Source organism: Rhodococcus phenolicus, assembly GCF_001646785.1.
In the GTDB taxonomy this organism is placed as follows: Bacteria; Actinomycetota; Actinomycetes; order Mycobacteriales; family Mycobacteriaceae; genus Rhodococcus; species Rhodococcus phenolicus.
The window spans coordinates 55,306-75,022 of record NZ_LRRH01000039.1; the positions used below are offsets into that span (position 1 = coordinate 55,306).

Consider the following 19,717-nt stretch of genomic DNA (forward strand, 5'->3'; position numbering starts at 1 on the left):
GCACGGTGTCACCGCCTCGCGCCGACACGGGCGGCGTCGCCCCCTCCACCACGGCCCCGGAACACCGCGGTGGTGGTGTTCGCCGGCCGGGACGCGACCGTCACCCGTTCGGTGGGGTGCTCGCCGGCGACCGGTTCGTCCGGGCGGGTCTGCGCGGCGGGTTCCGGCGCGCCGTCGAGCCGGGTCCGGGCGAGGGTGACGTCGCCGGTGTACTTGAGCAGTGCCGCGAGCAGGATGTCGCGCACGTTGCGGACCGCGCCGTCCGGGACCGCGCCCGGGGCGGTGTGCGCGTTCAGGACGGTGGCTGCGCGGGCGGCGTCGATGACCTCGGAGATGGACGGGCTCTTGCGCAGCGGGAGGTCGCGGAGGGTGCGGGCGAACTCGACGACGTCGGCGGCGGTCGCGGCCGGCACCTCGGGGGCGCGGGCGGTGACGATCTCGCGTTCGCGTTCGGGGGTCGGGTATCCGACGTGGTAGTGCAGGCAGCGCCGTTTGAGCGCGGCGGACAGCTCGCGGGTGTCGTTGGAGGTGAGGATGACCCAGGGCGCCGACCGGGCGGTGAACGTGCCGACCTCGGGGATGGTGATCTGCCGCTCGGCGAGGATCTCGAGCAGCAGCGCTTCCATGGATTCCTCGGTGCGGTCGACCTCGTCGACGAGCAGAACCACCGGCTCCGGCGAGAGGACCGCCTCGAGCAGCGGGCGGACGGCGAGGAACGCCTCGGAGTACAGCCCGAAATCCTGCTCGGCGAGGAACCGGGAGGCGTCGGCGATATCGGGGTACGCGGCGAGCCGGTCGCCGATACGGTCGCGCAGCATCTGCACGTGCAGCAGTTGTTTGGCGTAGTCCCACTCGTACAGGGCACGACTGTCGTCGAGGCCCTCGTAACACTGCAGGCGCACGAGTTTGCGTCCGCCGGCGGCGGCGAGGGCCTTGGCCAGTTCGGTCTTGCCGACCCCGGCGGGCCCTTCGAGCAGCAGCGGCCGGTCGAGCACGGTGGCCAGGTGCACGACGACCGCGAATTCGTCGTCGGCGATGTAGTCGTGGCGGCGCAGCGCGTCTTTCAGTTCGGCTCCGTCGGCGAACGTGGTCATCGAATACTCCTGGGGTGCGGTCGGAACGCGCCCGGGGCGGGCAGGGGGCACCGCCCCGGGCGCGAGATCGGAGGCCGGGTCCGTCGGTCCGCAGGACCGGTTGACGCAGTGTCAGTAGGACCGGTTGATGCAGTGGTCGACGACCGGGATCATCGATTCGACCGTGACCTCGCGGGGGTTGCCGGGGGTGCACCAGTCGCCCTGGATGTGCTCGGAGATCGCCCGCACGGTCTTCTCGTCGCCGCGGATCACATCACCGCGACCCTCGTACTTCTTGGTGTTCATCTGGTTCTTCTCGTACGAGTCGGTGCGCACGGACCCGAAGTTGTCGGGGATCCCGACGTCCTTGGCCAGCCGGATCGCGGCCTCGACCGCGGCGTCGGCGGCCTGCACGGTGGTCATGTTGCGGGTGTCGACTCCCATCGCGGTCGCGATGCGGGCGTACTGCTCGTAGCGCGAGGGCAGGTTGTACTCCCACACCCGGGGCAACGCGATCGCGTTGTTGAGGCCGTGGTGGCTGTCGAAGAACGCGGAGACGGCGTGCGAGATCGAGTGCACGATGCCCAGACCGCCGGAGTTGAACGCCTGCGCGGCGATGTACTGGGCGTTCATCATGCCTTCGCGGGCCTTGAGGTTGCGCGGTTCGAACACGGCCTCGCGCAGGTTCTTCGCGACCAGCTCGATGGAGTAGAGCGCGTTGCCCAGCGACGGCGCGAAGTCCAGGCGCGAGACGTACGGCTCGGAGCCGTGCGCGAGGACGTCGAAGCCGCAGTAGGCGGTGAAGTGCTGGGGGCAGCTGTAGTACAGCAGCGGGTCGTCGATGGCGAGGGTGACGATCGTCGCCTCGTCGAAGCCGACCCACTTGTGCGGGTGGTCCATGTCGGAGGTGTCGGTGATGACATACGCCCACGACGTCTCCGAGCCGGTGCCGGCGGTGGTGGAGACGGCGATGTGCGGCGGGTTCTCCTTGTTGGTGGACTTGGCGAAGCCTTCGAACTCGTTGATGTTGCGGCCGTCGTGGGCGATGACGACGCGAGCGCCCTTGGCGGCGTCGTGGCTCGAGCCACCGCCGATGGAGATGATCGAGTCGCACTTCTCCTGCTGGTAGAGGGCCGCGGCCTCCATGACGTTGTAGTCCTTGGGGTTGGACTCGACCTTGTCGTAGAGGACGACCTCGACACCCTGGTATTCGATCTTGCCGATCAGTTCCTCGATGATGCCGGAGCCGCGCAGACCCGTCGTCATCAGCAGGGTGCGCTTGAATCCGAGGTTCTTGGCCTCGACGCCGATGATGTCGTGCGCACCCACGCCCATCAGTGCGCGCGGGAAGGGGTGGAACTCCTTGATCGGGAAGTCCCAGATCTGATTGAGCTCGATGGCCATCGTGTCACTCCTCGGTCTCCGGGTGGCTCACTGCGTGTGATCCACATCTCATCCGGGATCCACCGTGGCGGACGACGCCGCGGCAGTGAAGAGCTACGAGCCGGAACCGTCCGGTTTGCGGGCCGAAGCCGTCCGGTCGAGCGCTCCCGCCTGCCCGGTCGGACAGGTCCGCGTCCCGCCGACCGGGATACGACTGTGTCGACGCGGTGGGCCTCCCGGTACCGTTTCCCTGCCGCCCGCTCCGGCTGCTACCCTTGAACTAGAACACGTTCTAGATCTGGTCCGGTCCGGCGGGCCGCGCGACCGCACCACATGTTCCAAGGCGCTACCTGCACGACGAGAGGACGAAACACCCCATGACGACAGTCGAGGTGCCGCACGGCTCACGATCGGTGATCCTCACCGTTTCCGCCGTCATCGAGGAGACGTCCGACGCACGCTCGCTGGTCTTCGAGGTACCGACCGACCTGCGGGACAAGTTCGCGTACAAGCCCGGCCAGTTCCTCACCCTGCGCATCCCCAGCGACCGCACCGGCTCGGTGGCGCGCTGCTACTCGCTCGCGAGCTCGCCGTTCACCGACGACTCCCCGAAGGTCACCGTCAAGCGCACCGTCGACGGCTACGGGTCGAACTGGCTGTGCGACCGGATCTCGGCCGGCGACCGCATCGAGGTGCTCCCCCCGTCCGGTGTGTTCACCCCCAAGTCGCTCGACCAGGACTTCCTCCTGTTCGGCGCCGGCAGCGGCATCACCCCGGTGATCTCGATCCTCAAGTCGGCGCTGACCCAGGGCTCCGGCAGGGTCGTGCTCGTCTACGCCAACCGCGACGAATCGTCGGTCATCTTCGCCGAGGAACTGCGCGCCCTGGCCGACAAGTACCCGACGCGGCTGACCGTCGTGCACTGGCTCGAATCCGTGCAGGGCCTGCCCACCGCCGAGCAGCTCGCCGCGCTCGCCGCCCCGTACACCGGGCACCAGGCATTCATGTGCGGGCCCGGCCCGTTCATGGACACCGTCCACGCCGCCCTGCACGCCGCGGGCATGGAGCGCACCCAGGTGCACGCCGAGGTGTTCAACTCACTCGCCGGCGACCCGTTCGCCGATGCCGCGCCGGTCGAGATCAGCGACGAGGAAGCCGCCGAGGCCGCGACCGTCGAGGTCGAACTCGACGGCGAGACCCACACCCTGTCGTGGCCGCGGAAGCAGACGCTCGTCGACATCATGCTGTCCAAGGGCCTCGACGTGCCCTACTCCTGCCAGGAAGGCGAGTGCGGGTCCTGCGCGTGCACCGTCCTCGAGGGCGAGGTCGAGATGGAGCACTGCGACATCCTCGATCCCGAGGACATCGAGGCCGGTTACATCCTCGGTTGCCAGGCCAAGCCGGTCAGCGACAACCTCAAGATCCAGTTCTGACCCACGCACGACCGAACCGGTGATCCGGCGTCCGCGACCGCGGAGGCCGGATCACCGCAGTGCCCGCAGCCGGGCCCGTTCGGCCGCGTCGAGGTGCTCGGTCGCGTAGCTCAGCGCGGTTCGACCCATCGCCGCCGCCCGCGCATCGAGGAACCGCACCAGCGCGTCACGGTCGACGCGTTTGCCGACCTCCCGCAGCATCCACCCCGCCGCCTTCTGGATCAGGTCCCGCCGGTCGTCGAGCACCCGCGCGACCAGCGTCAGCGTGGGTTCGGCCGTGCCGTGCCTGATGAACGCGAAACTCGCGAGCAGGCCGGCCCGGCGCCGCCACAGATCCGGGTCGTCGACGAGTTCGGTCAGCAGCCCGGCCTCGGCGGGATTGTCGCGGACCCACTCGCCGACGATCCGGTCCGCCGACGCATCGACCAGGTCCCAGTTGTTCACGCGACCGCACCGCAACGCGTCGAGGTAGCACGCGACGATGCGGTCGCGGGCGTCGCGGTCGCGGCCGAACCGGTCGACGAGGATCAACAACCCAGCCAGGCGATGTTCGTGGACGGGACTGTCGAGCAGCACGCGAGCCTGCCCGATCGGCAGCGTCCGGAACCGGCGGACGACCGCACGGGTCTGCGGCACCCGCAGTCCCAGGAACTCGTCGCCCTCGCCGTACTCGCCCGGCCCGGTCTTGAAGAAGCGACGCGACCGCTCCGCCGCGGCCGGATCGGCCAGCCCGTCGAGCGCGAGCCGCACCTCCCCGGCCGTCGTGTCCGCGGGTGCGTTCCTCTCATCAGTCACGGCTGTCGAGGGTACGGTCCCGCCGCGCCGGACATCGGGAACTGCAGCCCCATCGCCGCGGTGGTTCGGAATCCGCCCGCGTCACAGGGCGAGCGGATTCCGATTCGTGCGGCGATTTCCCGAATATGACGATTCGACGAAAACGTACGCCGACCTGCAATGTCGAGTTACCGCACCGCAACCGCCGAACATCTTGACCGACCGGTCGATCAGACCTATACCGAAAGACGGAAGGACACACTCTCACAAGGAGGCTCACCATGTTCTCCGACAGCCGGCTGCAGGACTATGTGGCCGTCATTCTGGGCGTCTTCGCCGCCCTGTCGCCGTTGTGGCTCGCCACGAACGACGCGGCCATGTGGTCGCTGATCGTCCTCGGCGTGCTGGTCGCCCTGTGCGGTATCGCGCAGATCGCCCGGCCGTCGATGGCAGCGATCGACTATGCAATGGGTGTCTTCGGTGTGCTGATGTTCCTGTCCCCCTGGGTCATGGGCTACACCGAGTACAACGGCGCCTCGTGGACCGCGTGGATCGTCGGTGTTCTCACCGTCGTCGTCGCCGTCGCGGCCCTGCCCGTCATGAACGCCCGCATGCACGGAGGCGGACTGGCAACCCATCACTGATCCGCACACCGATTCCGCGACCCCGGGGCGAGTGGCCACCGTGCCCTCGCCCCCCGCACGGATCGTCGAAAGTGGTGCGCAGATGAGCACCCACCTCCCCCGCCCGGGCCGCCGTCGCGCGAGGCGCGACGGCCGCACCCGTACCCGCATCCTCGATGCCGCCGAAACCCTGTTCGCGACGAACGGTTTCGACGCCACCGCGACCGCGACGATCGCCGCGACCGCAGACGTGCCGAAAGGCCTGATCTTCTACTACTTCCCGACGAAGGAGGCCATCCTCGACACGCTCGTCGCCGAACGGATGCCGGCCGAACCGATCACCGACGTGACCGCGCTCGTCGAACCCGGCGATCCCGCGGCGAGCCTCGTCAACCTGGACACCGCGCTGAACCTGCGGGATCACCGGTCACCCGTGCTCCGGGTGATCATCTGGCGCGAAGCCGCCGGCCACCCCGACGTGCGGACCCACCTGCACCGGCTGCGCTCGAACCTGCACGACGTCACGATGCGGCTGCTGCAGGCCAGCGCACCAGGGCCGGTGCAGCCGGGCACCCTACGTGCCTGCGCGACCACGTGGGTGTCGGCGATGTTCTCGGCGGCGAGCATCGACCGGCTGCTCGACCTCGACGGGCCGGCCCGCAACCGCGAGGATCTGCGCACCGTGGCGCGGGTCGTCGCAGCCGGGATGACCGGCATGGGGACGGTGTCGTTCGGCTGACCGGCACGGTCAGCCGACGGCATCACCGGCGGGAGCGAGCAGGATCCGTCCGGCCTCGAAGGCCCGGGCACCGTCGGGCAGTGCACCGGGCTCACCACTGAGAAACACTTCGACGCGGCCCGACCCATGGTTCGAACGGTCCAGCGCATCTATGCGGCGCAGGGTCTGGCGTGCAACGGCCTCGGCACTGTCGAACAGTCGCACGCCCTGCGGCAGCTGCGCCGCGATCGAGTCCGCGACCAGCGGATAGTGGGTACAGCCGAGCACCACACCGGTGACATCCGCCGGGGTCCGCGCGACGGCGGATGCGATGGCCGCGGCGGCTCCGGCCCGGTCGCCGCGGTCGATCGAGTCGGCCAGTCCGTGACACGCGACACCGACGACCTCGCTGCCGTTCGCGAACTGCGCGATGAGACCGGCCTGATAGCTGCTGGCGGTGGTCGCGGCGGTCGCCCAGATCGCCACGGACTCGCACGCCGCCGCGGCCGGTTTGATCGCCGGGACCGTGCCGACCACGGGGATTCCGTCGCCGAGGTCGCGGCGGACCTCGGCGAGCGCGGTGACGGATGCGGTGTTGCACGGCAGTACGACGACCTCGGCTCCGCGCCGTACCGCCCGCCGGGCCGTGGTGACGACCTGTTCGATCACCCAGTCCCGCGGCTTCGGACCCCACGGCGCACCGTCCGGATCCATCGACAGCATCAGGTCCAGGTCGGGCCGCAATCGGCGCAGCCACGCCGAGGTCGGCAGCAGGCCGAAACCCGAGTCGATGAGCGCAACGATCACGGTACGAATCTAGCGCGCGGCGCCGACCGGACCTGCGGGGGCAGGCGCGGACCGTGTCCGGTCACGACGTGGGAGCGAGCATCTCCTCGATCGGTGCCCCGGCCGCGATCTTCGCGCGGGTCTTCATCACCTGCGCCGGCAGGCCGCCGCCGACGACACCGACCAGGCGCCCGTCCCGCTCGTAGTAGACGAGGAACTTGCGGCCGTCGTCGCGCACGACGTGCACGGTGTCCTGCGCCGAGACCGCCCCCAGGCCCTGGATCTTGAGGTCGTACTGGTCGCTCCAGAAGTACGGGACCTGCGCGGCCCGGTCGCTCTCGTCACCGAGCAGCGCCTTCGCCAGCACCGAGGCCTGCTCGCCGGCGCTCGTCCAGTGCTCGACGCGCTTGCGGCCACCGTCGGGTAGCTGCCAGGACGCCACATCGCCGACCGCCCACACGTGACCGGCGGACGTGCGGCCCGCGGTGTCGCACACCACGCCGTTGTCGACCGTCACGCCGGAACCGTCCAGCCATTCGGTGACCGGGACCGACCCGATGCCGAGAACGACGAGGTCCACCGCGATCTCGGTGCCGTCCCCCAGGACCGCGCCGGTGACCCGGCCGTCGCCGCGCAACTCGGTGAGGCCGACACCCGACCGCACGTCGACACCCTCACCGGTGTGCAGGCGCTCGACGAACGTGCCGACCTCGGTGCCCAGCACCGACGCGAGCGGAGTGGGCTGTGGCTCGACGAGCACGACGTCCATGCCGCAGGCCCGCAGACTCGCCGCGACCTCGCAGCCGATGAAACCGGCGCCGACGATCAGGGCCCGGCCGCCCGGGGTGATGTCGCCGCGCAGGCCCACGCTGTCCTCGACGGACCGAAGCACGTGGACGCCGGCCAGGTCGGGCAGCCCGGGGATGCGGCGCGGACGCAGGCCCGTCGCGATGATCAGCTCGTCGTAACCGAGCGTGGTGCCGTCGGCCAGAGCGACGGTGCGCGCGGCGTCGTCGAGCGACTCCACCGCGACACCGAGTCGCAGGTCGATGCGCTGCTCGTCGAAGAACTCGCGGGGCCGCAGGGTGGTGTCCTCGCGTTCGCCGCGGATCACGTCCTTGGACAGCGGAGGCCGGTCGTACGGCAGGTGCTCCTCGGCCCCGACCAGCACGATCTCACCGTCGAATCCGGCGCGCCGCAGTTCCTCGGCGGTCCGGACCCCGGCCAGCCCGGCGCCGACGACGACGACCTTCCCGGTCGCGTCCGCGGTCCCATGATCAGTCGACACGTGTTCATCCTTCGATTGTGGTGACGCCGGTCACCCCCGATACCGTTCAACTTTTCTACCAAACGGTGAGGTCGGGCGACAGTCCTACGGTGCGGCGACCGTCGAGGGAAACACCGTGCGCCTGCATGCCATCGGGGGGTGGGAGTCACTAGAGTCGAGGGCAACGTGCAGACAACGGAGTCGACCACGGACACCACCGGCAGCGCTTCCGAGGAGTCCCCCATGACCAGCGACAGCGGCGCAGGGTTCAGCCGCGTACAGTTCGGCGTCGGCACCTCGCCCGGCCCCGTCGACACTCAGGGCCGCACGATCATCGCCGACGCCGTCGTCGCGAAGATCGCCGGCATCGCCACCCGCGAGATCAGCGGTGTGTTCGACGTGGGTGCCGGCACGACCCGGGTCGTCGGCGCGCTGCGCGACCGGATCCCCGGGGCGCGCATCAACCACGGGCAGGGCGTGGCCGTCGAGGTCGGCGAGAAGCAGGCCGCGATCGACATCGGCATCGTCGCCGAGTACGGCGTGGCACTGCACGAACTCGCGGTCGCGATCCGGCACAACGTGATCGGCGCGGTCGAACGGATGACCGGCCTCGAGGTCACCGAGGTCAACATCACCGTGTTCGACGTCGTGCTGCACGACGAAGCGGCCGGTCTCGTCGACGACGCCAAGCCGCGAGTGCAGTGACGATCGCCGGGACGCCGTCCACGGCCGGGCTCGCCGAGCTCGTCGCCGACGCCGTGCTCGCCGTCCCCGATGTGGTGGGCCTGCACGGTGGCGTCTTCGGCGAGATCGCCACCTACCTGCCGGGTCGTCGCGTCGAGGGCATCCGGATCGGGTGCGACCTGTGCGCCGTGCACATCGTCGCCCGCTACCCGGCAGACCTGCGGGCGGTCGCCGAAGCGGTGCGGGCGCGGGTCTCGGCGATGGTCACGGTGCCCGTGCAGGTGACGATCGAAGATCTGCGCACCGGCGACGACACCCGTCCCGGCGTGAGCCCCCGTCCGGACGAGAACCCCGACGAGAACACAGAGGCGGCACCGTGAACCACACGCCCATCAACAACACCGTCATTGGTCTCCTCGCGGGACTGCTGCTGGCCATCGCGGGCATCCTCGGAGGATTCAGCGGACTGCTGTTCGGGGTACTGCTCGGCGCCCTCGGCATGGCCATCGGCGCGCACCGCGACGGCCTGCTCGACCTCGGCGCCCTGCTCAGGAGCCGGGGTCGTGGCTGACACGAATCCACCGGTCCCGGCCGGGCCGCGCACGCTCACCGTCCCGGCCCCGGAGGACACACGCGGTCACCGCGGCTCGCTGGTGATCAAGGACCGCGCGGTCGAGCGGATCGCGACGGCCGCGGCGTTGCAGGTGCCCGGTGTGGTCCGCCGCAGCAGTGGGCTGAGCCTGCTGACCGGTCGCGAACTGCCGCGGGCCGACGTGACCACGGGCGGCAACGCCGTCGCCGTCAACCTGTACGTCGCCGCCGAATGGCCGTACGACGCGGCGATGCTAACCCGCCGCGTGCACGACTCGGTCGAGCGGCAACTGCGCGAACTCACCGGTCTGTCCGTGCACGAGCTGAACGTGCTCGTCGCCGCGACCGCAGTCCCCGAAGAGGACGCGGGCACCGAGCCGGCGATGCCCGTCGAGTACCTCGAATCGGACATCGTCGCCGCCCGCACCGAACCGCGCACGCCGATTCCCGTCGTCGCACCGCTGCCACCTCTCGCCTATCCGGCGGCCGCTCCCGCCGCCGCGCTCATCGCCGTCGCGGCGCTGCTCCTGGCGTTCACGGCCGCGCGGGAACTGCTCATCGTGCGCGGCACGTACGGCGGCGCACCGTGGTTGCGGAACTCGTTCGAATGGTTCGGCCGGCTGCACTGGGAACCGTGGATAGCACCGGCCGCCGCGGCGTGTGTCGCCGTGGGGATCGTGCTGCTCGTGGTGGCCTGCAAACCGCGGCGACGCACCCACCTGCCGCTGCAGGTCGACGGTCCGGTGCCGACGGTGTGGATGCGGCGCACCGACCTCGCCCGGATGTGCAGCGCCCATGCGTCGGCGCTCACGGGGGTCGGCACCGCCCGCACCGTGGTCGACCGGCGGCGCGCCGTCGTCCGGATCACCGTCGAGGACGAGACCCCGGTCGCCGAACTCACCGCCGCGGTGCGGGCGGCGGTGGAACCGAATCTGGCACTGCTCGCGAAGCCGATCCCCCTCGTCGTGAAGGTCAACCGGTGAAACTGCGCACCGTACTGGTCAATCGGTTCGTCACCTTCGGTGTCGGGCTCTTCCTGCTCGGCGTGGGCGCCTTCGCGTTGGGCTGGGTGGGCAGGGTGCCGTTCACCCGGGACTCGCTCGCGCGTCTCGACCGGCCCCGCGTCATCGACGTGCCCGACCAGCCGTGGTGGACCGCGGCGCTGTGGGGCGCGGTCGCGGTGGGCCTGACCGTCGGGATCGTGCTGCTCGTGGTGAACCTGTCACGGCGCCGCACCTCCACCGTGCAGCTCTACGACCAGGTCACCGACGCCACGCTCGGCGTCGAGCTCGGCCCGGTCGCCGACGGCGTCGCCGCCGAGCTCGCGGCGCTGCCGGGGGTGAGGTCGGCGCGCGGGCGCGCCGTCGTCGAACGGCACCTGCCGACACTGTCGGTGATCGTGCACGCCGAACCGAACATCGATGTCGCCGAGTTCACTTCGAGCGCGGAGGACACGGCGCAGCGCGCGGCCCGGGCACTCGGCGGCGCCCGGGTCGCCACCCAGGTGCTGCTGCACCTGGACCCGGCGGTCGAGGTGCGCTGAGCGTCCCCGACGCATTCAGAACATGACGCCGGCGAACGGGGCGCAGTCGGTCGCGAACAACCGCTCGGTCTGCGGCAACGCGGTCTCGTCGAGCACCCGGACCAGACCCGCGCGTTCGAGCTGGTGCCATCGGGTGCCGCCGAGCAGTGTCGCCGCGAACGCGGACACACCCATCTCGAGCTGCGGCGGGCCGGCCACCGGACCGGCACCGGCCGCGGAGATCTCGAAGGTTCCCGTGTTCTCCGGAAACAGGTCGTCGACGATCCTCAGCCGCACCGCGCCGTCACCCGCGAAAGCCCGGTTCCGCAGCGCTGCCGGCACGTCGAGCACACGCAACCACGTCTCGTCGCCTGCGCGACGCAGGCGCACCGCCCGGGAATCGGTGAACAACCACGGCAGCGGATCGTCCTGCGGCATCGCGGTGAAGACGAACGTGTCGACCAGGTCCAGTGTCAGCAGGAACCGGATCAACCCGAGATATGCGGTGTGCGTCGGCGCGAAGAGGTCGTCGACGACGACGGTGCGGTCGTGGCCGCCGAACCAGCGGTCGACACCGACCGGACGATAACGCACGAACCCGTCCTCTGAACCCGAAACACCATGGACAGCAACATAGTTCGGACCGCGGTCGAACTGTGCCGACAACTCTCGGCCGCGCCACCACAGCGGGATTCGGTCGATGGTGCCGGGCCGTGACGGCGCGTGGTTCCGGGCGATCTGCGGGAGAAGTCGCCACGCCTCGTCCGGCTCGACCAGCCGCACCGGGCCTCCCTCTTGGACGGACGGACGCAGCACCGCACGCCGCACATCCAGTTCCAGGGTGTGCGACGTGCTCGCCGAACCGTAACCGAAGCGCTCGTAGATGGTCGCCTCGGACGCACGCAGGGTCGCGACCACCTCACCGCGGTCGCGGGCATCCCGCAACTGACAACGCATCAGCGCGCTCACGACCCCGCGCCGAGTGTGCGTCGGCAGCACCCCGACGTGGGTCACGGCGGCGTGCGACACCCGCCGGCCACCGGGCAGGATCAGCCCGCTGGTCGCCGAATCCGCAGTCCCGACCATGGCGTCGTCGACGAACGCCCCGAGCGTGCGTCCCGGCTCGAACAACTCGCGCACCCGGTCCGGATCGAGCGGTGCCGGAGGCAGCCCGACCATGGCGGTGCGGAACAACTTCGACGACTCGAGCAACTCGGCGTCGGTGCCGAGGACGCGGATATCGGGCATGGGCGCAGCCTACGGGGAGAACCGGCCCACTTCGCGCGCACGCTCAGCGGGGCGTTGTCGAAGCCTTCGAGGCGCACCTGCCGCCGGAAGCGGGTCGCCCGGTAACCGTCGCGCTGGTCGTACACGACGACCGCGGACGTATTCGAGGCATCATCCCCACACGGCCATCACCGTGCACGCGGCGGCCACGACGACCACCGTGACGAGATCCCCGATCCCCCAGCGCGGCCGGGCAGGCATCACCGTCCGCTGCCCCCGCACGGCCAGCGCGTCGCCGAGGTCGCGGATCCGGCGCAACGAGACCGACACGACCGCACCCACGGCGTCGACGACCTGATGCCACAGTCCTCGTGGTGACGGCACGCCGGGCCGGCCGCGCAGGGCGCGGGCCGCGAAGACCATCCGAAACTCCTCGCGGATCGTGGGCAGCACCCGCAGCGCCAGGGTGCACGTGGTCACCCATTCGTCGACGGGGCACCGCAGCAGCCGCAGCGGCGCGAACAGCACCGGCAGGGCGTCGACGATGTCGCTCAGCCGGGTCGTCCACCCCACCAGCGACGCGACGACCAGCAGCGCCACCCCCACCAGCACCGACCGCACATAGGGGTCCAGGCCGCCCCCGACCGCGTTGAGCACCCCGAAGAACGCGACGAACGCGAACACCCACCACGGCACGGTGGGCACCGCGCCGCGCGGGATCCGCGCCACGACGATCGCGGTCGCGAGGACGACGCACAGCACGAGCAGGCTCGTCCACGTCGGAACGAACGCGACCGTCACCGCGAGGGCGGTGGCGGCGAGGAGTTTCGTACCGGCCCACAGCCGGTGTACGGGCGTTTCGCGCGGCACCGGCCGCAGCAGGATCAGGGGGCGCCGGGAGCGGGCGCTTCGTCTCGGGCCGCCGCGTCTCATGCCACCACCGTCCGGTCGTCGACGACGGTGCCGGCGTCGAGTATCACAGCGCGCGAACAGACCGCTTCCATGCCGTGCACGTCGTGGGAGATGACGACGATCGTCATGTGCTCGGTCGCGCGCAGGTAGCCGAGCAGGGCGACGAGGTCGTGGCGGCCGGCGTCGTCGAGCCCGGCGAGCGGTTCGTCGAGTACCAGCACGCGCGGAGCCCGGGTGAGCTGCGCGGCGATCGCGACCCGCCGCATCTCGCCGCCGCTGAGCTCGTCGACCGCCCGGTCCACCAGATGCGCACCGAGACCGACGCGCTGCAGGACCGCCGCCACGTACGGGCGGTCGACGTGGTCGAGACCGGCGACCTCGCAGATCTCCTCGGCGACAGTGGGGCGCTGCAACTGCAGTCGCGCCTGCTGGAACACCAATCCGATGTCGCCACGCAGGTCGGCGGTGGGGGTGCCGTTCAGCGTGCACGTTCCGGCGGTCGGCCGGTGCAGCCCGGCGACGATCCAGGCGAGGGTCGATTTGCCGGAGCCGTTGGCGCCGACGACGAGCACTCCTTCGCCACGGCCGACCGACAGCGACACGCCCCGCAGTGCGGTGTGCGCCCACGGCGTGCGGGCGGCGTAGGTGTGGGTGAGCTCGCGGATCTCGAGGATCGGATCGGTGACCGCCGGTGGGGCCGCCGCGGACACGGTGCGGGTGGTCGGTGCCGGCGCCGGGACGAGTCGCCCGCGGTCGAGGTGGACGACGCGCCCGGCCGCGGCGGCCTCGCCCTCGACATGGGTGACGAGCACGACGGCGGTGCCGTCGCGGGCGATGCCGGCGAGCAGATCCAACAGGGCGGTGCGGCTCGCGTCGTCGACCATCGCGGTGATCTCGTCGGCGATCAGCAGGGCGGGGCGGCGGGCAAGCGCACCGGCCAGCGTCAGGCGTTGCAGCTGCCCGCCGGAGAGGTCCTCCGTGGGCCGGTCCGCGAGCCCACCCAACCCGACCCTCGCGAGCAGCGCCTCGACGCCCGGACCGTCGACGTCACCGTCGAGTCCCCAGCGCACGTCCTCGACGACCGTGCGGCCGAGAATCTGGGATTCCGGATGCTGGAAGACCAGCGCCGTGCCGCCCGGCGCGCCGAGTCCGACGTCGCCGGGCCGGTCGACGAGACCGGTCGTCGGGTCGAGACCGGCCAGGATCCGCGCGAGGGTGGACTTGCCCGAACCGTTGGCACCGGCCACCGCGACGAACTCGCCGGCGGTGATCGTCAGGTCGATGCCGGCGAGCGCGTCGGCGGTGGAGCCCGGGTAGCGATAGGTCACCGACCGCAGGCGCACGGGCAGCGGTGCCGGTGCCGTCGCGGATGCCGCCGGCCATTCGGTGGGCGGGCTGCTCCAGCGGGTGCGCGAGGCGACGGTCCGGAAGATCCCGAAACTCAACAGGGCACTGCCGACGATGCCGGCGACGGCCGCGCCGCCGATCCAGAGCCACCAGAAGTCGACGAGGAACTCCATGGTGCGGGTGTAGATGTCGACGAAATCCTGCCCGGCACCGACCGCCTGGAACGCCCGCAGGGTGCCCTGCATCGAGGCGACGAGGGAGTCGAGCAGCAGGATCCTGGATTGCTCGAACAGCAGCAGCATCCCCACCGCGAAGGCGGCCACTGCGAGTCCCAGCGGGACCGAGCCGACGAACACCACCAGCACCGCGTTCCGGCCCCATCGGCGCTCCGCGTAGCCGACGAGAACGCCGACGCCGACGAGCACCAGCAACGCCGCCACCCCGAACGGTCCGCCGGCGATGAGCGCGACGACGCTCGCCGCGACGGTCGCCGCGACCGCGGACCGCATCCGGTTGCCCGCGGCCAGGAACGCGATCGGCAGGGTGATGAGGACCTGTGCGACACCCACCGGGATGAACCCGGTCACGACGGTGACGACGGCAGTCAGTGCTCCGAACACCGCCGCGGCCGCGATCTCGAACGGCCGCAACGGGCCTCTTGCTGTCGTGGTCACCGCGCGCACCGACCCCAGTGTGCCAGCGGTGCGGAAGCTATGCGCGACCCCATGCTGCGAGAACCGCTGCGGTCGATCCGTCCCGTCCGGGCGCCGTCTCCTCCCCGAGCACGCCGTGGCCGCGGAGCATGGCACGCACCGGTTCACCGCGGTCGAGAACGAACCGGCACAGCCGCGGATCGAGCTCGACGTCCGGGTCGGCGACGGAGGCGATGTCCCAGCCGTGCAGCAGCAGCTCCTGGACGCGCAGTACCAGCAGGGTCGAGACGTCGACGTCCCGGATCGGGTGGTGCAGCACCAGTTCGTCGTCGTCGCGGTGCTCGACGAACTCGCGGCGCAGCGCATCGGTCAGCCGGCGGTGGGCCTCGACCGCGTCGTCACCGACGAGATCGGCGGTGCGCGTCCAGGCCACCTCGGACGGGTCGCCGCCGGTGAAGTAGTGCGCATAGCGGACGGCCCCGCCGAGGACGTGGTTGGCGACGTCGCGTGTGCTCCACCCGTCGCAGCGGCTCGCCCGGTCGCCGAGCGCGCCTTCCGCGCCGAGGATGTCCCCGAACGTCCTGGTCGCGAGGTCGAGCATCTGCAGATCGTCGTCGGTGATCACGTGCTTCCTTCCACTCGGTGGTCGGTCGATGCCGGGCCGCAGGAGCCGCCCGTCAGAACGGCACCTGCACCTCGAGCAGGCCCGTTCCCGGTGCCCGCCCGGACAGGATCCGGCAGAACTCGACGGCATCCAGCTCGATCGGGTCCGCACCGGATTCCGTTCGCCAGCGGCCGCCGGCCGGACCGGTCAGGGTGAGGTCGATCGGACGGTTGTGCCTGCCGGCCCATTCGTCGACGACGTCCGCGACGAGGACTCCGTCGTGTTCGGGAGTCAGCACCATCGATTGTCCTGTCGCCCTGCAGATGTCGACGCGATGCATCCACGGGTCCCGGGTGAGGACGATATCGAGCAGGTAACCGATCGTCCACCATTCGTCGGCTCCGCCGACGGTCTGCGCGGGCTTCATCGTCCGCGACCGCACGAACGACGGGGTGCGGGCGCGGGCCCGTGCCGCCTTCGCGCCGGACGCGCGATAGGCGGCGCCGAGCCGGCCGGAATCGAGCGTTGCGTACTTCTCCACCTGATGCTCGGTCAGGGCGTCGATGAACGACCCGTCCGAGCGTTTCGCGGCGGCGAGCTGACGGCGCATCTCGAGCAGAGACGCGGCCATCCGCGTCATGCCGTACGCGTGCCCGGCCATCGCGCGGACGTCCCATCCGGGACATTCCGTCGGCAGGCTCCACGCCCCGGGCGGGAGCCGGTCCAGCAGGTCGGCGAAGCGGCCGTATTCGGTGGCGGCCAGGCGCATCGCGACGTCGCGTCGCATCACCGGTCGTCGTGGCCGCCTCGTGGACTCGGTTGAGGTCGGTGCAGCCATGAGAGGCTCCTTACAGTCCTACATTCTCGGCGAACATGTCCACGGCCCGATCCAGGAGCCGGCGCCACCGGTCGCCACCCGGATCGTTGGCGAGCTGGGCGTCGATGAGCCCACCGATGATCGCGACACACAGATCCACATCCTGCTGTTCACGAACCTCCAACTCGGCCAGCGCTTTTCGAAACACAGCCATCGTCGCGACGGACGGTGCGTACGCGTCGTCGCTCGGCTCGAAGCCGATGACGATCCGCTGGTTCATCAGCTGGAATCGGGCGAGATCCTCGATACAGAAATCGAAGAAGGTGGCCGCGAGGGATCGCAGCACAGCGCGCGGGGTGCCGGGCAGATTCCGGGCGCGTTCCGACATGACCGCCAGGCACTCGCTCCACGCCTGCTCGAACATCGCGTCGTAGAGCGCATTCTTCGATGCGACGTGGCTGTACAACGACGGCGGTCGCATGCCCACCCGGTCCGCGACATCCCGGAGGGTCAGGTTCGCGAGCCCGCGGTCGCGGGCGGCCTCCCAGGCCGCGGCGAGAATCTCGGATCGAGTTGCCGAACGACGTTCGGCAACCCTATCGCGATTCGGTCTGCCTAACACACTTAGGACGATCCTCGCCCCGGGTCCGGCTGTCAAGCCTCCGAACGCGCGGGCGGCGAGAACTCCGGCTGGTCCAGCACCCGCAGCCAGCTGCCGTCGGCCTGTCGCCGGACGACCTGCGCGCGGGCACCGGCACCGTCGCGCGGCGGCGTCGAGGTGAGGGCGAGGTCGCCGCTGACGAGAGTCGGCAAGGGCGGTTCGGGTTCGAAATGCGGCGCGACCGCGAGCACCGATGCCCACAGCTCCCGGATGGCGGACCGGCCGACGGTAACCGATCCGGGCGGGTACGCCAGGACCGCGCCCTCCTCGTAGAGGGCGGCGACACCGTCCGCGTCGCCGGCGTTGGACCGTTCGACGAACAGCCGGGTGATGTCCTCCGGTGTCATGGCCTTCTCGGGCTGCGTCTGCGACATGGTCGCGTCCTTCCTGGTCGGATGTCGAATCGTGCGTCTCCACCCTCCCGCCGAGACAACAAGAAGTCCAACAGATAGTTGTTGTCGACTCTAGAATCAACAGTCATGGAATTGCGCCAGCTCGAATACTTCGTCGCGGTGGCCGAGGAAGCGAACTTCACTCGCGCCGCAGCTCGCGTCCACATCAGCCAGTCGGGTGTCAGCGCCCAGATCCGGCAGCTCGAGAACGAACTGGGCGCACCGCTGTTCGACCGCAGCACCCGGGTGGCCGCGCTCACCGCCGCCGGGGTAGCCGCACTTCCCCACGCCCGCGCGGCCCTGGCCGCGGCGCGGGCGGTGCGCGAGGCCGTCGACGACGTGAACGCGCTGGTCCGAGGCCGACTCGCCGTCGGCATGGTCACCGCGTGCACCGTCACACCTCTGTTCGACGCGCTGTCCGCGTGCCGTCGCGCACACCCGGGGGTCACGATCGATCTCGTCGAGGACAACTCGGATGTGCTCGTCGACCGGGTGCGCGCCGGCACCCTCGACGTGGCGCTCGTAGGGATCGCGGGCGCACCACCGGACGACCTCGAATCCCTGACGATCGTGTCCGAGCGGATCGTCGCGGCGGTGCCGCCGGGCCATCCGCTCGCGGAACATCCCGGCGTCCACCTGTCCGGCCTGAGTTCACACCCGTTGATCTGCCTGCCACCGGGCACGGGGATCCGCACGGTCCTGGAGAGAACCTGCGCGGCACGCTCGCTCGCCGTCGAGGTCGCGATGCAGGCCAGCGCACCCGATGCGGTCGCGGATCTGGCGGCACGCGGACTGGGCGTCGCGATCCTCAGCGCGTCCATGCTCCGGTCGTATCCGGGACTCGTCGCGCTGCCGATCGAAGACGCCGACGTCGACGCGATACTCGCGCTGGTGTGGCGACCCGACCCGTCACCCACCGTGCAGGCGTTCACACGCCTGTGTGTCTTTTGAGCCGCCCTGGGCGCCACAAAGACATTTCGGCGCGGAAGCGCACAATGGCGCCCACTCCCGGAGGAGTGAGCGCCATCGGCGTCAGCGAGAACTAGCTCACTTGATGATCTTCGTGACGCGACCGGCGCCGACGGTGCGGCCACCCTCGCGGATCGCGAAGCGCAGGCCCTCGTCCATGGCGACCGGCTGGATCAGGACGACCGACATCTCGGTGTTGTCGCCCGGCATGACCATCTCGGTGCCCTCGGGAAGGGTCACAACGCCCGTCACGTCCGTGGTACGGAAGTAGAACTGCGGACGGTAGTTGTTGAAGAACGGCGTGTGGCGGCCGCCCTCTTCCTTGTTGAGGATGTAGGCCTGGCCCTCGAACTCCGTGTGGGGAGTCGTGGTGCCCGGCTTGACGACGACCTGGCCGCGCTCGACGTCCTCGCGCTTGATGCCACGAACCAGGAGACCGACGTTGTCGCCGGCCTGGCCCTGGTCGAGCAGCTTGCGGAACATCTCGATGCCGGTGACCGTGGTCTTGGTCGAGGTCGGACGGATGCCGACGATCTCGACTTCCTCGTTCACGTTGATGACACCGCGCTCGATGCGGCCGGTGACGACCGTGCCACGACCGGTGATCGTGAAGACGTCCTCGACGGGCATGAGGAACGGCTTGTCGGTCTCGCGGACCGGGTCCGGGATGGAGTCGTCGACGGCCTGCATGAGGTCGACGATCGACTGAACCCACTTCTCGTCACCCTCGAGCGCCTTGAGCGCCGAGATCGGGACGACCGGAGCGTTCTCGTCGAACTCCTGGGCGGCCAGCAGCTCGCGGACCTCCATCTCGACGAGCTCGAGGATTTCCTCGTCGTCGACCATGTCGGCCTTGTTCAGGGCGACGAGGATGTAGGGCACGCCGACCTGGCGGGCGAGCAGCACGTGCTCGCGCGTCTGCGGCATCGGGCCGTCGGTGGCGGCCACGACCAGGATCGCGCCGTCCATCTGGGCGGCACCGGTGATCATGTTCTTGATGTAGTCCGCGTGACCCGGGGCGTCGACGTGCGCGTAGTGACGCTTCTCCGTCTGGTACTCGACGTGGGAGATGTTGATCGTGATACCACGAGCCTTCTCCTCAGGCGCCTTGTCGATCTGATCGAAAGCGAAGCTCTCGTTCAGGTCGGGGAACTTGTCGGCCAGCACCTTGGTGATCGCAGCCGTGGTGGTGGTCTTGCCGTGGTCGACGTGACCGATGGTGCCGATGTTCACGTGCGGCTTGGTCCGCTCGAACTTCGCCTTCGCCACTGGATGTCCTCC

Annotated in this window: 22 protein-coding genes; 9 read left to right on the forward strand and 13 right to left on the reverse strand. The window is 70.1% G+C overall.

Translation table 11 applies throughout. From position 1 onward, the window contains the following. Nucleotides 1-8: 8 nt before the first annotated feature. Complete coding sequence (locus A8G15_RS12370; protein ID WP_068159478.1) at nucleotides 9-1,094, reverse strand: MadB family AAA-type ATPase; 1,086 nt, start codon at nucleotides 1,092-1,094, stop codon at nucleotides 9-11. Between the two features lie 111 nt (nucleotides 1,095-1,205). Continuing rightward, nucleotides 1,206-2,477, reverse strand: a complete 1,272-nt coding sequence (mdo, locus tag A8G15_RS12375) for an NDMA-dependent methanol dehydrogenase (protein ID WP_068159481.1) — start codon at nucleotides 2,475-2,477, stop codon at nucleotides 1,206-1,208. Between the two features lie 356 nt (nucleotides 2,478-2,833). Between mdo and A8G15_RS12380 the strand changes: the two genes are divergently transcribed. Next, nucleotides 2,834-3,889, forward strand: a complete 1,056-nt coding sequence (locus tag A8G15_RS12380; RefSeq protein WP_068159483.1) for a ferredoxin--NADP reductase — start codon at nucleotides 2,834-2,836, stop codon at nucleotides 3,887-3,889. Between the two features lie 51 nt (nucleotides 3,890-3,940). Here A8G15_RS12380 and A8G15_RS12385 read toward each other — a convergent pair whose 3' ends face one another. Then, the gene (locus tag A8G15_RS12385) at nucleotides 3,941-4,684 is read right to left on the reverse strand and encodes a DNA alkylation repair protein (protein WP_068159486.1); all 744 of its coding nucleotides are present in this window, start codon (nucleotides 4,682-4,684) and stop codon (nucleotides 3,941-3,943) included. Nucleotides 4,685-4,944: 260 nt separating this feature from the next. On the opposite strand from A8G15_RS12385, the gene A8G15_RS12390 reads away from it, so the two are divergent. Further along, on the forward strand, nucleotides 4,945-5,307 hold the full coding sequence (locus A8G15_RS12390; protein WP_068159490.1) for an SPW repeat domain-containing protein: 363 nt from the start codon (nucleotides 4,945-4,947) through the stop codon (nucleotides 5,305-5,307). 82 nt (nucleotides 5,308-5,389) lie between these two features. Further along, complete coding sequence (locus A8G15_RS12395; RefSeq protein ID WP_068159592.1) at nucleotides 5,390-6,025, forward strand: TetR/AcrR family transcriptional regulator; 636 nt, start codon at nucleotides 5,390-5,392, stop codon at nucleotides 6,023-6,025. Between the two features lie 9 nt (nucleotides 6,026-6,034). On the opposite strand, the gene A8G15_RS12400 is transcribed toward A8G15_RS12395, so the two are convergent. Continuing rightward, on the reverse strand, nucleotides 6,035-6,811 hold the full coding sequence (locus tag A8G15_RS12400; RefSeq protein WP_068159495.1) for a glutamate racemase: 777 nt from the start codon (nucleotides 6,809-6,811) through the stop codon (nucleotides 6,035-6,037). Between the two features lie 61 nt (nucleotides 6,812-6,872). Next, entirely contained in the window at nucleotides 6,873-8,078 is a 1,206-nt protein-coding gene (locus A8G15_RS12405; protein WP_068159499.1) for an NAD(P)/FAD-dependent oxidoreductase, read from the reverse strand. A 222-nt stretch (nucleotides 8,079-8,300) separates the two neighbouring features. On the opposite strand from A8G15_RS12405, the gene A8G15_RS12410 reads away from it, so the two are divergent. From A8G15_RS12410 to A8G15_RS12430, 5 genes are read left to right on the forward strand one after another with little or no spacing between them, the layout of a single operon-like run. After that, nucleotides 8,301-8,762: an Asp23/Gls24 family envelope stress response protein gene (locus A8G15_RS12410; RefSeq protein ID WP_068159594.1), complete on the forward strand. Its 462-nt coding sequence runs from the start codon at nucleotides 8,301-8,303 to the stop codon at nucleotides 8,760-8,762. A 2-nt stretch (nucleotides 8,763-8,764) separates the two neighbouring features. Further along, the gene (locus tag A8G15_RS12415) at nucleotides 8,765-9,121 is read left to right on the forward strand and encodes an Asp23/Gls24 family envelope stress response protein (protein ID WP_082899851.1); all 357 of its coding nucleotides are present in this window, start codon (nucleotides 8,765-8,767) and stop codon (nucleotides 9,119-9,121) included. Next, a complete protein-coding gene (locus tag A8G15_RS12420) occupies nucleotides 9,118-9,312 on the forward strand; it encodes a DUF2273 domain-containing protein (protein WP_082899846.1) in 195 nt (64 codons plus the stop codon). Before A8G15_RS12415 ends, A8G15_RS12420 begins: the two co-directional genes overlap by 4 nt. Continuing rightward, entirely contained in the window at nucleotides 9,305-10,315 is a 1,011-nt protein-coding gene (locus tag A8G15_RS12425; RefSeq protein ID WP_068159501.1) for an Asp23/Gls24 family envelope stress response protein, read from the forward strand. The genes A8G15_RS12420 and A8G15_RS12425 overlap by 8 nt, the downstream gene beginning before the upstream one ends. Then, entirely contained in the window at nucleotides 10,312-10,875 is a 564-nt protein-coding gene (locus tag A8G15_RS12430) for an Asp23/Gls24 family envelope stress response protein (RefSeq protein ID WP_068159502.1), read from the forward strand. The genes A8G15_RS12425 and A8G15_RS12430 overlap by 4 nt, the downstream gene beginning before the upstream one ends. Before the next feature lie 15 nt (nucleotides 10,876-10,890). Here the strand turns inward: A8G15_RS12430 and A8G15_RS12435 are convergent, their stop codons facing one another. The 7 genes from A8G15_RS12435 to A8G15_RS12465 all read right to left on the reverse strand — a co-directional run bounded on the left by A8G15_RS12435 (nucleotide 10,891) and on the right by A8G15_RS12465 (nucleotide 17,449). Beyond that, nucleotides 10,891-12,102, reverse strand: a complete 1,212-nt coding sequence (locus tag A8G15_RS12435; RefSeq protein ID WP_068159505.1) for a GNAT family N-acetyltransferase — start codon at nucleotides 12,100-12,102, stop codon at nucleotides 10,891-10,893. Between the two features lie 150 nt (nucleotides 12,103-12,252). Then, entirely contained in the window at nucleotides 12,253-13,014 is a 762-nt protein-coding gene (locus A8G15_RS12440) for an energy-coupling factor transporter transmembrane component T family protein (RefSeq protein WP_068159507.1), read from the reverse strand. Beyond that, complete coding sequence (locus A8G15_RS12445; protein WP_082899852.1) at nucleotides 13,011-15,014, reverse strand: ABC transporter ATP-binding protein; 2,004 nt, start codon at nucleotides 15,012-15,014, stop codon at nucleotides 13,011-13,013. Before A8G15_RS12445 ends, A8G15_RS12440 begins: the two co-directional genes overlap by 4 nt. A 37-nt stretch (nucleotides 15,015-15,051) precedes the next feature. Beyond that, a complete protein-coding gene (locus tag A8G15_RS12450) occupies nucleotides 15,052-15,618 on the reverse strand; it encodes a maleylpyruvate isomerase N-terminal domain-containing protein (RefSeq protein ID WP_068159510.1) in 567 nt (188 codons plus the stop codon). 52 nt (nucleotides 15,619-15,670) lie between these two features. Beyond that, the gene (locus A8G15_RS12455; protein ID WP_068159511.1) at nucleotides 15,671-16,435 is read right to left on the reverse strand and encodes a maleylpyruvate isomerase family mycothiol-dependent enzyme; all 765 of its coding nucleotides are present in this window, start codon (nucleotides 16,433-16,435) and stop codon (nucleotides 15,671-15,673) included. A 10-nt stretch (nucleotides 16,436-16,445) separates the two neighbouring features. Then, nucleotides 16,446-17,036 carry a TetR/AcrR family transcriptional regulator gene (locus tag A8G15_RS29865; protein ID WP_169833887.1) on the reverse strand — a complete coding sequence of 197 codons (591 nt, stop codon included), beginning with the start codon at nucleotides 17,034-17,036 and terminating at the stop codon, nucleotides 16,446-16,448. A 32-nt stretch (nucleotides 17,037-17,068) separates the two neighbouring features. Continuing rightward, entirely contained in the window at nucleotides 17,069-17,449 is a 381-nt protein-coding gene (locus tag A8G15_RS12465) for a YybH family protein (protein WP_068159513.1), read from the reverse strand. Nucleotides 17,450-17,554: 105 nt separating this feature from the next. Here A8G15_RS12465 and A8G15_RS12470 point away from each other — a divergent pair, with 105 nt between their 5' ends. Further along, a complete protein-coding gene (locus A8G15_RS12470) occupies nucleotides 17,555-18,418 on the forward strand; it encodes a LysR family transcriptional regulator (RefSeq protein WP_068159514.1) in 864 nt (287 codons plus the stop codon). A gap of 96 nt (nucleotides 18,419-18,514) precedes the next feature. Here A8G15_RS12470 and tuf read toward each other — a convergent pair whose 3' ends face one another. After that, nucleotides 18,515-19,705: an elongation factor Tu gene (tuf, locus tag A8G15_RS12475; protein WP_068159515.1), complete on the reverse strand. Its 1,191-nt coding sequence runs from the start codon at nucleotides 19,703-19,705 to the stop codon at nucleotides 18,515-18,517. Nucleotides 19,706-19,717: the final 12 nt, after the last annotated feature.